General features: G+C 71.3%; 14 protein-coding genes. 6 read left to right on the forward strand and 8 right to left on the reverse strand.

Translation table 11 applies throughout. The features are described from left to right. On the reverse strand, positions 1-541 hold a 541-nt coding region (locus VJ976_RS08400; protein WP_324099669.1), incomplete at its 3' end, for a bile acid:sodium symporter family protein. 359 nt (positions 542-900) lie between these two features. On the opposite strand from VJ976_RS08400, the gene VJ976_RS08405 reads away from it, so the two are divergent. Then, complete coding sequence (locus VJ976_RS08405; RefSeq protein ID WP_324099670.1) at positions 901-1,518, forward strand: hypothetical protein; 618 nt, start codon at positions 901-903, stop codon at positions 1,516-1,518. A gap of 93 nt (positions 1,519-1,611) precedes the next feature. Continuing rightward, the gene (locus VJ976_RS08410) at positions 1,612-1,986 is read left to right on the forward strand and encodes an NYN domain-containing protein (protein WP_324099671.1); all 375 of its coding nucleotides are present in this window, start codon (positions 1,612-1,614) and stop codon (positions 1,984-1,986) included. A 13-nt stretch (positions 1,987-1,999) separates the two neighbouring features. Here VJ976_RS08410 and VJ976_RS08415 read toward each other — a convergent pair whose 3' ends face one another. After that, the gene (locus tag VJ976_RS08415) at positions 2,000-2,614 is read right to left on the reverse strand and encodes a M23 family metallopeptidase (protein WP_324099672.1); all 615 of its coding nucleotides are present in this window, start codon (positions 2,612-2,614) and stop codon (positions 2,000-2,002) included. Between the two features lie 119 nt (positions 2,615-2,733). Between VJ976_RS08415 and VJ976_RS08420 the strand changes: the two genes are divergently transcribed. Next, complete coding sequence (locus tag VJ976_RS08420; RefSeq protein WP_324099673.1) at positions 2,734-3,705, forward strand: YihY/virulence factor BrkB family protein; 972 nt, start codon at positions 2,734-2,736, stop codon at positions 3,703-3,705. A gap of 52 nt (positions 3,706-3,757) precedes the next feature. Here the strand turns inward: VJ976_RS08420 and VJ976_RS08425 are convergent, their stop codons facing one another. From VJ976_RS08425 to VJ976_RS08450, 6 genes are all read right to left on the reverse strand, one after another. Then, positions 3,758-4,156: a VOC family protein gene (locus VJ976_RS08425; protein WP_324099674.1), complete on the reverse strand. Its 399-nt coding sequence runs from the start codon at positions 4,154-4,156 to the stop codon at positions 3,758-3,760. Continuing rightward, the gene (locus VJ976_RS08430) at positions 4,153-4,434 is read right to left on the reverse strand and encodes a metalloregulator ArsR/SmtB family transcription factor (protein WP_324099675.1); all 282 of its coding nucleotides are present in this window, start codon (positions 4,432-4,434) and stop codon (positions 4,153-4,155) included. Before VJ976_RS08430 ends, VJ976_RS08425 begins: the two co-directional genes overlap by 4 nt. Before the next feature lie 86 nt (positions 4,435-4,520). Next, on the reverse strand, positions 4,521-5,756 hold the full coding sequence (locus VJ976_RS08435; protein ID WP_324099676.1) for an ArgE/DapE family deacylase: 1,236 nt from the start codon (positions 5,754-5,756) through the stop codon (positions 4,521-4,523). Then, positions 5,731-6,936: a PLP-dependent aminotransferase family protein gene (locus tag VJ976_RS08440; RefSeq protein WP_324099677.1), complete on the reverse strand. Its 1,206-nt coding sequence runs from the start codon at positions 6,934-6,936 to the stop codon at positions 5,731-5,733. The genes VJ976_RS08435 and VJ976_RS08440 overlap by 26 nt, the downstream gene beginning before the upstream one ends. A 40-nt stretch (positions 6,937-6,976) precedes the next feature. Next, a complete protein-coding gene (locus tag VJ976_RS08445) occupies positions 6,977-8,182 on the reverse strand; it encodes a M24 family metallopeptidase (protein ID WP_324099678.1) in 1,206 nt (401 codons plus the stop codon). Further along, on the reverse strand, positions 8,179-9,012 hold the full coding sequence (locus VJ976_RS08450; RefSeq protein WP_324099679.1) for an Asp/Glu racemase: 834 nt from the start codon (positions 9,010-9,012) through the stop codon (positions 8,179-8,181). Before VJ976_RS08450 ends, VJ976_RS08445 begins: the two co-directional genes overlap by 4 nt. A 63-nt stretch (positions 9,013-9,075) precedes the next feature. Between VJ976_RS08450 and VJ976_RS08455 the strand changes: the two genes are divergently transcribed. From VJ976_RS08455 to VJ976_RS08465, 3 genes are read left to right on the forward strand one after another with little or no spacing between them, the layout of a single operon-like run. Beyond that, positions 9,076-10,056 (forward strand): D-2-hydroxyacid dehydrogenase, encoded by a 981-nt coding sequence (locus VJ976_RS08455; RefSeq protein ID WP_324099680.1) that lies wholly within the window; start codon positions 9,076-9,078, stop codon positions 10,054-10,056. Then, positions 10,053-11,471, forward strand: a complete 1,419-nt coding sequence (locus VJ976_RS08460; RefSeq protein ID WP_324099681.1) for an amidase — start codon at positions 10,053-10,055, stop codon at positions 11,469-11,471. The genes VJ976_RS08455 and VJ976_RS08460 overlap by 4 nt, the downstream gene beginning before the upstream one ends. Continuing rightward, entirely contained in the window at positions 11,468-11,962 is a 495-nt protein-coding gene (locus VJ976_RS08465) for a DUF3830 family protein (protein ID WP_324099682.1), read from the forward strand. Before VJ976_RS08460 ends, VJ976_RS08465 begins: the two co-directional genes overlap by 4 nt. Positions 11,963-12,108: the final 146 nt, after the last annotated feature.

Genomic DNA, 12,108 nt, shown 5'->3' on the forward strand with positions numbered 1-12,108 from the left:
CGAGACGCAGCACGATGCCTACCGCGACCGGAGCGAGCACGATCTGTAGGATCGAGACGAAGAGCCCGCCGGTGTCGACGGGGAGGAACTGACCGGCCAGCCACAGCACGAGCAGTGGCGTCAGCAGCGGCGCGAGCAGAGTGGACAGCGTGGTCATCGCGATGGACAGCGCCATATCCCCCTTCGAGAGGTAGACCATCACGTTGGATGCCGTTCCGCCGGGCGCTGCACCGACCAGCACCATGCCGGCAGCCAGGGCCGCCGAGAATCCCCACGCTTGAGCCAGCCCGTAGCCGATCAGTGGCATCACGAGATACTGCGCCGCGACGCCGAGCAGCAGCGCCCACGGGCGCGTGGCCACCACCGCGAAGTCCGCAGGCCGAAGGGTCATGCCCATGCCGAGCATGATGAGCGCCAGCAGCCAGGGGATCGCCGGCGTGGCACCGGAGAAGGTGTCCGGCGTCACCAACGCCACCGCCGCCATCACCAGGATGATGACCGCGAACCAGTGACCGACGACGGCGCTGACCCGCTCGACCATCCGCATTCCTCACTCCGATCCAGTCAAGGGGATCAGGAGAGCTTCACCGGCACGCCTGGCACGTGTCCACAGTACGGGTCGAGCGATGGCCGGTGGTGGAAGGTCGACACCCGCTTGTACGTGGGCATGGCTGCTGCCATGGCGACATACACCGTGAACACGGCCGGCGTCGAACACGCCACCCGGGCCTACCCGAGGGCCGGCCCACTGCGCCCCTCGTCCTCGTCCACGGAGCGGGCGACGACGGCCGCATCTGGCGACCGCAGGTGGATCCGCAGCATGTTCCCGTACTGCGTCTACTGACGCGTGGCTCCCCTGTGGCCCAGCACGAGCCTGACGGTCTGTGTTCCGATGGGGCGATGGCCAGGCGCGCGACGTGGTCGCAGTATCGGGAGACGATCGGGAACCGTTCGGGACTCTTCGAGGCTCTGGCCGATCGGTGGCCGGTGGAGCGCGCTCTCTATCCGGGCAGCTACGTGGACCTCTCACCCTCCACCGCCATCGCGTCCGTCACCTATGTCGACACCGACGTGCGGGCGGCGCGGTTCTTCGCCGACTCCGATCGAATTCAGAGGGAGCTGACGGGTCACACCCGCCAGGGCGCTCGGACCGACGTGCGCTTCCTCGCGGCGGACTACACCCAGGCGCTCGACATCCCCGACGACAGCATGGACCTGCTCATCTCGCTGTATGCCGGGCCGGTCTGGGAGCACACCCGTCGCTACCTCTCGCCGGGGGGATGGCTCCTGGCCAACACGAGCCACGGTGACGCCAGTCTCGCCGCCCTGGACGACTCCCTGCGGCTGGTGGCGGTCGTGCAGTACAGGGAAGGGCAGTACCGCGTGCTCGTCGGCGGTCTGGAGGAGTACCTGGTTCCGAAACGGCGGGAGGCGGCCGATGCCGACCGGATCCGCGCTTCCGGCCGCGGGATCCCCTATACCCGCACCGCCTTCGCCTACCTCTTCCAGAGTCGCTGAACGGGGCGGGCACGCGAAGTCGACCAGGGGTCGCGCGTACTTCGTCTTCCGCCCGTTGACCGCGGGTGGGGCCCCAGCCCCTAGGCTGCACGGGTGCAGGTGCTCATCGTGGACGCCGCGAACGTCGTGGGCAGCAGGCCCGACGGCTGGTGGCGCGACCGCGCCGGCGCGGCCCGACGGCTGCTCGACCAGCTCATCGCCACCGAGGTGGCCGCGGAGGATGAGGTCGTGCTGGTCGTCGAGGGTAAGGCCAAGGCCGGCTGCCCTGCCGGGCAGGAGGGGCACGTGCGTACGGTCCACGCGCCGGCGTCGGGGGACGACGCCATCGTCGAGGAGGTCGCGGGCCAAGTCGCCGCGGGGGATGGGCGAGCCGTGACCGTGGTCACCGCCGACCGTGGGCTCATGTCCCGCGTCACCGAGGCCGGCGGCACCACACAGAGCCCGCGCTGGCTGCTCGACCAGCTCTGAGGGGCCGACACGTTCAGGGCACGTCAACGACCGTGTCGTTGCGCGGCAGCTCGCCGCCGAAGGTGATGGGTAGCCCGATCGCGTTCTCGACGTCAAGGCGGTCCATGGCCTGCACATGCACGTGCGGCTCCGTGCTGTTGCCGGTGTTGCCGCACTGGCCCATGACGTCGCCGACGCCGACGGCCTGACCCACTGGGACGGCGAGACTGCCCTGCCGCAGGTGGCACAGAGCCACCAGCACTTCGCCGGCGGTCTCGATGATGACGTGGTTGCCCGCGAGGCCTGGCCAGCCGTGACCGGCTCGCTGCTGCTGGGCGAGTGCGTACACCACCGACGGCAACCCGCGGAAGGCGTCGTGGTCGGGCTCCTCACCGTGCGCCGCGACGACCGCCCCGGAGCACGGAGCGAGGAGCGGCCGCCCGAACCCGGTGAACTCCTCCGGCGGCTGGGGGCGCAGCTGGGCGCGCCGCGTGAAGGCAGCCGACCGGCCTTCGTCATCCACCGGCACGAAGTCGATGGCGTAGGTGGTGCCGTACAGCCGGGTGCCGTGGCTGGGTACGCGGTTGGCCGGACTGCGGCGCACCAGCCATCGCCCCCGGAACGGATAGCGCAGATCGACGACAGCCACGACGTGAGCCTCTCAGCGAAGGGAACAGGTCACGGCACCCACTCTTCCGCGGATCTGCACGTCGCGCAGACCATGTCGCTGCCTGTGCTGGGGAGCCGGGGTCAGGTAGAACTAGGAACGTGGCGACAGTTCCCAAGCCTGAGTCCGACCTGGTCGCGCCGGGCTCTCGTGCAGTCGGGCCACGCCACATCCCTCTGCGAGCCTGGGGGCACATCCTGGGCCGCGTCGCCGGGCGGGTCATGGGTGACCGCTTCACGCTGTACGCCGCCGCCGTCGCCTTCTGCGCGGTGCTGTCCATCGCGCCGGTGCTGCTCACCGCGCTGTCGGTGTACGGCGCGATCAACACTCCTGAGCGAGCCATGGAGCACATCTCCCGGGTCGTGACGGTCATGCCCCCGGCGCTGGGCGACGTCCTCGCCGACCAGCTCGTCTCGATCACGGCGGCCTCGACGCGTCTGCTCACCGCCCGCGGTGTGTTCTCCCTCGTCGTGGCTCTGGCCACGGCGATGGCGGCGATGAACTTCCTCATCGACGCGCTCACGGTGGCCTACCGAGAGCACGAGACGCGCAGCATGCGCCGCCGGAGCATGCTGGCCCTGACCTTCGTCCTCGGTGGCGCCGTGGCCCTCGGAGCGGTCATCACGGGCAGCGCGTTCGTCACCCGGGGGCTGGGGGTGCTGCCGCAACCCCTACGCCCGCTGGGCCTCCTGGCGCTGTGGGTCGCCCTGGCTGCACTCATGGCGCTCGGCCTGTCCGTGCTCTACCGCTATGCCCCCGACCGCCGCGGCAAGGCGAAGTGGGGCTGGATCGGCGGCGGCTCCGTCGCCTCGACGATCCTGTGGCTGGCCGTGTCGGCAGGGCTGTTCTTCTACGTCCAGAACCTGGGCACCTACGAGCGCACCTACGGCTCGTTGGCTGGGGTGGCGATCAGCATGCTGTGGCTGTGGATCACGGTGCTCCTGGTCATCCTCGGCGCGGCGGTGAACGCGGAGGCCGAGCGCCAGACCACGCGCGACTCCACCATCGGCCTCGAGCAGCCGCCCGGCAAGCGCGGTGCGGTGGTCGCCGACGACATCCCGCCGCATTCCTAGGGCCGGGTTGGGGCACCGGGTCGGCTGTGGTGCCCCGACCGCCCGGTGCGTCCTACTCTGCGGGCTTCTCCGAGATGATCTGGACCAAATTGCCGCAGCTGTCGTCGAACACGGCCATGACGACGGGCCCGATATCTGTCGGCTGCTGGGTGAAGACGACCTCCAGGGTGGCCAGGCGCTCGTACTCCCGCTGCACGTCCTCGACGGCGAACTGGGCCAGCGGGATACCGTCCTCGACCAGGGCGTCCCGGTAGGGGCCCACCGCGGGATGCCCGGCCGGCTCGAGCAGCAGCTGCGGACCCTCGGGTGTCTCCGGGGAGACCACGGTGAGCCATCGTGACTCGTCACCGAGCGCGATGTTGGTGTGCTCGCGGAAACCGAGTGTCTCGGTGTAGAACCTCAAGGCCTCGGCCTGGTCGTTCACATAGATGCTGGTGAGAGCGATTCTCATGGCTGTTCTCCTGGTGTAGGCCACCGCCGGGCGATCTGCCGAAGTGGGTCGGGGGTGAGGAAGTGGAGCTTGCTGCGGCCTTGACGCTCGATGCCGATCAGGCCGGCCTCCTCGAGCACCCGCAGATGCTGGGAGATGCCTTGCCGGCTGGTCGAGACGCCGTGGCGGCCGGTCAGGACCGCGCAGATCTCGAACAAGGTCTGGCCGTTGCGCAGCACCAGCTCGTCGAGGATCGTGCGCCGGGTCTCATCGTCCAGAGCGTGGAAGATGTCCGCCACGCCGCCATAATAGGCAAGTCTCTACTTGCCTATCAAGGTTGTCGAGGACAGGGAGCGCGACGAACGTCGACCGGGCAGCCGGCGGTTCAGGCCACACCGGCGACGCGCAGGATGGCCAGGGCGTAGGCGCGGGTCGCCGTGACGACCTCCTCCAGCGAGACGCTCTCGTCGGGCCGATGGGCCTGCTCGTGCACCGACCCGGGTCCCAGCACCATCACGGGCACACCCCAGTGCGTGGCCACGAAGCCCCCGTCGCAGGCAGCGCTCCACCCGCCGGGCTCGGCGCCGGGGCCACCCGCGTCGCGGAGGGCGCCGTCGACCGTGGTCACGAACGGGTCGTCGGCGGCGGTCGCGAAGCCTGGCATGTCCATCGCCTCGACGACCTCCACCCCGAGCCCGCGGTCCTCCAGCCCCAGCGCCGCGATGCGCCGGGTCACCTCGGCGACGACGTCCGCGGCGGGCTCACCGGGCACTAGCCTCCGGTCGACTCGCAAGTGGCACCGGTCGGGCACCGTGGAGGCGCCCAGTCCGCCCTCGATGGCACCGACGTTCACCGTGGCCGGCCCGACGAGGGGGGCGGGTGCGGCGGCGAGCTCGGTGTGCCAACGCTCGAGGTCGGCGACCACGACGGCTGCTCCCGCGATGGCGTTGCGGCCGTCGTCGGGGTTGCCCGCGTGAGCAGGGACCCCGGTGACCGTGATGTCCAGGTTGCACGCACCGCGCGCCGCGATGATGGGCTGCAGGTCCGTGGGCTCGGCGACGATGCATCCGTGCAGGCCGCCGTCGTGCACGGCGTCGGCGCCGCCCCCGATCCAGTCGCGCACGCCGAGACCGTTCTCCTCCTCGTCCACCAGCGAGGCCAGCACCACCGGCCCGCTGAGCTCCACGCCCGCACGTCGCACGGCGCTCATCGCGGCCAGTGACGCGGCCAGGCCACCGAGCATGTCGCTGGTTCCTCGTCCGTACATCCGACCGCCCTCGACCTCGGCGCCGAAGGGGTCGCGCGACCAGCCTTCACCGACCGGCACCACATCCGTGTGCCCAAGCAGCAGGAGGCCTGACCCCCCGCCGCCGTCCAGGCTGACCTGCACGTTCGGGCGGCCGGGCTCGACCTCCCACGCATGGTGCTCCAGGCCGGCCTCCTCGGCCAGCTGCTGCAGCACGCCTGCGCGCTCGGCCTCCTCACCCGGCGGGTTCTCGCCGCGCGCCTGCACCAGGCGACGCAGGATGCGACATACCTCATCGGCGTCGATGCGGCGCAGCACCGTGTCCTCCACCGCGTCCACGCTGCGCCCGTCAGCCGAGCCGGTCGACCGCGGCACGCAGCCGGGCCACACCCTCGTGGATGCGGGCGGGTGGGGTGGAGGCGTAGCACAGCCGCAGCGCATCCGGGAACCGGCGGCTGGGGGAGAACGCGTTGCCCGGGATGTAGGCCACCCCTTCGGCCAGGGCCACCTCGAACAGCGCTTCGGTGTCCACCGCAGGCTCGAACGTCACCCACACGAACAGCCCGCCTTCGGGGTCGGTCCACCGGGCGATATCGCCGAAGTGCTCGGTGAGGGCGTCGTGCATGGCCTCCTTGCGCTCGCGGTAGGCCGACCGCGAGGCCACCAGGTGCTCGGTCAGATGACCTCCGCGCAAGAAGCCTTCGACCAGGCGTTGCGCGGGCAGGTTGGTGCAGGTGTCCATGGCCTGCTTGGCGTTGATGAGCAGCTGCTGCAGCGAGGGATCGCAGTCGATCCAGCCGACGCGCAGGCCCGGGGCGATGATCTTGCTGAACGTGCGCACCGAGGAGACCAGTGGATCCCCGGCGGCCAGCTCATGCAGGCTCGGCACGTCCTGGCCGGCGAAGCGCAGCAGCCCGTAGGGGTCGTCGTCGATGACGACCGCACCCCACTGCCGCGCCACCTCCAGGAGCTGCTCACGGCGAGGCAGGCTCAGGGAGGAGCCGGACGGGTTCTGGAAGGTCGGCACGGTGTAGATCGCCGTCGGCTTCCGGCCCGCCCGCTCGGCCCCCTCGACGAGGGCGTCGACGACCATGCCCTCGGCGTCGACCGGCACCTCCAGCAGCTCGGCCTGGTAGGACAGCGCCGTGGCGCTGCCGTTGGTGTACGTCGGTGACTCCACGCTGACCAGGTCGCCGGGGTCGACGAACAGCTTGCACGCCAGGTCCAGGCCCTGCATCCCGCCCGAGGTGATGGTGACCCGCTCCAGCGCTGTGGCGTCGCTCGTGCCTTCCAGCGCTTCGACCAGAGCCGTGCGCAGGCCCATGTCGCCCTCGGTGGAGGCGTAGTCGAACGAGTCGGCCCGGTCCACGCCCAGGGCGCTGCCGGCCACCTCGGCCAGGGCCTCGGTCGGGATCGCCTCGGCGGCCGGGGAGCCCATCGCGAAGCGCACGATGTCGTGCTTCTGGGCGGCGAGCAGCGAAGTGCTGGAGTCGATCACCGACCCCACCAGCGACTGGGTACGGTCGGCAAGCGGAAGGGTGGCGGTCGTGCTCATCGGGCTCCTCATTTCGTCGTGGTCGGGCGGAAGGCCCGGCTCAGGTGGTGATGGTCAGGTCGGCGGGCAGGCGGGTGAGCAGCTCGGCCCCGTCGGGCTGCACCAGGACGGACTGCGAGGTCTCATACCCCCATCCGTCCATCCACATTCCCAGAATGACGTGGAAAGCCATCCCCGATCGCAGCACCGTCAGTTCCTCCGCACGCAGGCTCACCGTGTGCTCGCCCCAGTCCGGCGGGTAGCCGATGCCGATCGAGTAGCCGATCCGGGACTCCTTACTCAGGCCGTGCCGCTCGATCACCCGCCGGAAGGCCTCGTGCACCTCGCGCCCGGTCACTCCGTCGCGCAAGGTCGCCAGGGCCGCCTGCAGCCCCTCGCCCGTCGCCGAGGCGCAGTGGGCCAGCCGCGCCGGTGGCTGACCCAGGCTCACGGTGCGCGCGAGGGGGGCGTGATAGCGGCGGCGCACCCCGGCCAGCTCGATCGTCGTCGCCTCGTGCTCGCGCAGCAGCTCATCGGACCAGGTCAGGTGCGGTGTGCCCGCCGTCGGCCCGGTGGGCAGCATGGGCACGAGCGCCGGGTAGTCGCCCCCGAGGGTGCGCGCCCCCAGCGCCTGGGCGTACTGGATCTCGGCGACCACGTCGCACTGCCGGCGCCCGACCTGCACGGCCTCCAGGGCGACCCGCATGATCCCGTCTGCCATCTCGCCCGCGACGCGCATCATCTCCTGCTCGGCCGGAGACTTGACCACCCGCACCCAGTTCACCAGCTCGTGGCTGTCGGTCACCTCCAGCTTCGGTAGCGCCTCGCGCAACGCCACGTAGGCCCGCGGGGAGAAGTAATGGGCGTCGAGCTCGACCCCCAGCCGGAAGCCGGACCTGTCCTGCACGAGGTCCATCTCCTGCGCGCGGCGAGCGATCCACTCGTAGGGGTGCACGTCGGGGCGATGCACCAGCGTCTCGGGGTAGCCGTGCACCCGGTCCAGCGGCAGGTATGCGGTGTGGTGGGCGCCCTGGGCGTCCATCGCGCGGGCCATGAGATGCATCTCACCGTCGGCGGGCACCACCAGGCACTGCGGCATGTAGAAGGACCAGGCGTTGTAGCCGGTGAGGTAATACAGGTTGGCCGGGTCGGAGACCAGGAGTGCGTCCAACCCGGCGCTCGCCATCGCGGCCTGCACCGCAGCCAGGCGGTCGGCGAACTCCGCGTCCGAGAACGGCCTGGCCCGGGGCCCCTCCTGCTCGCTCACGCCGGCACCCCGACCGGGGACGCCGTCTGCCGGGCAGCCCCGGGCTCGGGGACCCCCGCCACCGGTCCGCACGCGGCGGCTCCGGCCAGCCGCTGGCCCGGAGTCGCCAGCCGCAGGCCGACCTCCGCCAGCGCTGCCCACAGGGTGACCTGGTTCGCGCTGAGCACCGGGATGCCGAGCTCGTGCTCGAGAGGCTCGATGAGGTCCAGCGTGGGCACGTTGGTGCAGGAGACGAAGACGGCATCGGCGCCCGCCGTCGGTGGCACGGCGCGGCGCACCAGAGCGGCCACCTCGTCCGGGGACATCGCCCAGATGCGCTCGGTCAACCCGGCGCTGGCCCACGAGCTGACCGCGACGCCGGCCTGGTCCAGGAAGGTCGCCAGCATGGCGGTGACCTCCTGGCTGTACGGCGTGGCCACCGCGAGCCGCCGCACCCCGAGTGCCCGCAGCGCCTCGAGCAGTGCCCCGCTGGTGCTCACCCCGCGGGGGACCCCCGCAGCCTCGATGGCTCGGCACACCTCGCGCTCGCCGGCCACGCCGTGGACGAACGACCCCGAGGTGCAGGCGAACGCGACCACGCGCGGCGCCGTTTCGACGAGGGCTCGCGCGCACGCGGTGACCGTGGTGGTGTTGCTCACGGTCTCGGCCTGCTCGACCGTGACCGGCAGCGGGTGGTGCGGAGTGCGGTTGAGCAGCAGGCTGACCTCGTCCGGCACCCACCGCCAGAGCTCACGGTCCAAGCCGAAGTCATACGGGCAGACCACCCCGACGCCGACGGAGCCGGAACGCGACCGGCGGCCGCCCGGTGCGGTGTGCCGGACCTCGCTCATCAGCACATCCTGACTGCTCCGCGGATTGTTGACAATAAGACACGGCGATCCTACGTTGACACGGTGAACGGGCGGCCCAGGATCGTCGTGCTGGCCCGCCATGCTGACGACTCCCCCCCTCACCTGGAGCGGCTGCAGGACCGCGCCGAGGTCACCGTGACCGACGCTTCCGGGCTCGGCGAGGCGATGCCCGGGTCGCAGGCCCTGTTCTTGTGGGACTTCTTCTCCACCGCATTGCGCGACGTGTGGCCCCGGTGCGGCGAGCTGGAGTGGGTGCACGTGGCCGCGGCGGGGGTGGACTCCCTGGTCTTCCCCGAGCTCGCGGACTCGAACGTGGTGGTGACCAACGCCCGGGGGATCTTCGACCGGCCGATCGCCGAGTACGTCCTCGGTGCCGTTCTGGCGCACGCCAAGCAGACCCACCGCAGTGCCGAGCTGCAGCGTCAGCACGTCTGGCAGCACCGTGAGACCCGCACCCTGAGGGGGGCCACGGTCGCCGTGGTCGGCACCGGGGCGATCGGGCGCGAGTGCGCTCGCGTGCTGTCCGGGCTGGGGATGGTGGTGCGCGGATTCGGGCGGACGTCGCGGCAGGGCGACCCCGACTTCGGCGAGGTGCTGGCAAGCAGTGAGCTGGCCGCACACGTCGACGATGTGGACTACCTCGTGGTTGCGGCACCGCTGACCCCGCAGACCAGGGGCCTGGTCGACGCCGAGGTGCTGCGTGCGCTGCCGGCCACCGCGCACCTGGTGAACATCGGACGTGGCGAGAGCGTCGTGACCGAGGATCTCGTCGAGGCGGTGCGTAGCGGAGGTCTCGACGGGGCAAGCCTGGATGTCATGGATCCCGAACCTCCGCCCCGGGACTCCCCCCTCTGGGACCTGCCCGGGGTCCACCTCACGGCGCATATGAGTGGCGATGTCACAGGATGGCTGGAGGCCCTGGCGTTGCAGTTCGTCGACAACGCCGAACGCTGGCTGGACGGTTCCGAGCTGGGCAACGTGGTCGATACCCGGCTCGGTTTCGTCCCGGTCGGTGCAGCGTGACCGGCGAGCAGACCCGGTGGATGGAGGCCACCGAGCTGCACCAGCGGTTCCTCTCCGGTGAGCTGAGCCCGGTGCAGGCCTGCGAAGAGGCGCTGTGGGCCATCGAGGAGCAGGAGCCGCAGGTCAACGCCTTCGTGGCCGTCTACCCGGAGCGGGCGCTGGAACAGGCGCGGGCCTCCGAGCGCCGTTACGCCCAGGCGGCGTCGCTGGGACCCGCAGACGGGGTGCCGACCTCGATCAAGGACCAGTTCGTCACCCGGGGTGAACCCGCCTTGCGCGGCAGTCTGCTGGAGGACGAGGGGCGCCTCTGGGCGGAGGACTCGCCGGCGGTCGGCCGGCTGCGTGCCGGTGGCGCCGTGTTCCTCGGTCGCACGACTGTTCCCGAGTTCGCGTGGAAGGGCACGACGGACTCCCGGCGCCACGGGGTGACGACCAACCCGTGGTCCACCGGGGCTACCGCCGGCGGGTCGAGTGGGGGCTCGGCGGCGGCGGTCGCTGGCGGGATGGGGACGTGGTCGATCGGGACGGACGGCGGTGGCTCGGTCCGCATCCCCGCCGCCTTCACCGGCACCGTCGCGTTGAAGCCCACGCGCGGGCGCATCCCCCTCTGGCCGTCCAGCCCCTACGGGACTCTGTCGCACGCCGGGCCGATGACCCGCAGCGTCGCCGACGCCGCGACCCTGCTGGACCTGGTCGGCGTGCCCGACCCCCGGGACGGCACGCATCTCGCCGCTGCATCGCTGGCATCGGCCGGGCTCGGCGACGGCGTCGCGGGGCTGCGTGTGGCCTACTCGCCCGCGCTGGGCTGGGACGACCAGGTCGCGGTCGACCCGGAGGTGGCCGCGCACGTGGCGCGGGCCGTCGAGGTGCTGGCCGATGCGGGTGCCGAGGTCACCGAGGTGGACCCCCCCGTCGGCGACCGGGCGACGATCGAGCGCGCATTCCGGCTGCTCTGGTTCACCGGGGCGGGGGCGGTGGTCGGGGCCTACGGCGCCGGGGCGCTCGACGTGATCGACCCCGGGTTGGCCGAGCAGATCCGCCGGTATGCCGACAGCAGCGCCGCGGACTACCTGGCGGCCGCGGCTGTGCGTAGCGAGCTGTCTCGGGCGGTGGGGGTCTGGCACGCCGGGTACGACGTGCTGGTCTGCCCCACCATGCCTACGCCGGCCTTCGACGCCCGCCAGCAGGCGCCACCTGGTTGGCCCGACCCGCTCTGGACCTCGTGGTGCCCGTTCACCTGGCCCTTCAACATGACCGAGCAGCCTGCGCTCAGCGTGCCGTGTGGCTTCACCTCGGCGGGCCTGCCGGTGGGGCTGCAGATCATCGGTCCCCGTCACGAGGACGCTCTGGTGATGCGCGCCGGCCAGGCCTTCCAGCAGGTCACCGACTGGCACAGAAAGCACCCTGACTCATGACTGCGATCACCCTCACCCTCGTCCAGCGAGCCGTCACCGCTCGGGCCGAGCTGCTCACCGACGTCGCGCCACGCACCTGTGCGGCGGTCGTGGAGGCGCTGCCCTTGGAGGCGCAGGTCTACCACGGCAAGTACGCGCGCAACGAGATCTATGCGTTGTTCCACGAGTTCCCCGGATCGGACCCGGGGCGGGAGAACACCACGATCACCCCGATCCCGGGTGACCTGTGCTGGTTCACCTTCGCCGGCGACGACCTGGGCAGTCCGGCCTACGGGTACGAGACGGCCGAGCAGCATCGTGCGCACGGGGCGATCGTCGATCTGGCGGTGTTCTACGGGCGCAACAACCTGCTCATCAACGGCGACCAGGGATGGGTGCCGGGCAACGTGTTCGGGGCCATCACCGAGGGGCTGGACGAGCTGGCGGCGGCCTGCCAGGACCTGTGGATGGGCGGGGCCCGCGGAGAGACGCTCCGCCTCGCCCTGGCCTAGCCTTCCCGCACCCCCAGCCACTTCACGTGACTTCCGGCCCCGAACTCGGGGCCGGAAGTCACGTTCGCGGCTGGGGGTCGGGGTGGGGGACCGAGCATCGTCGTGACCGACATCGCACTCGCTCGCCGTGGTGGACGCATCGCCGC

The organism is Ornithinimicrobium sp., assembly GCF_035267225.1.
GTDB lineage: Bacteria > Actinomycetota > Actinomycetes > Actinomycetales > Dermatophilaceae > Ornithinicoccus.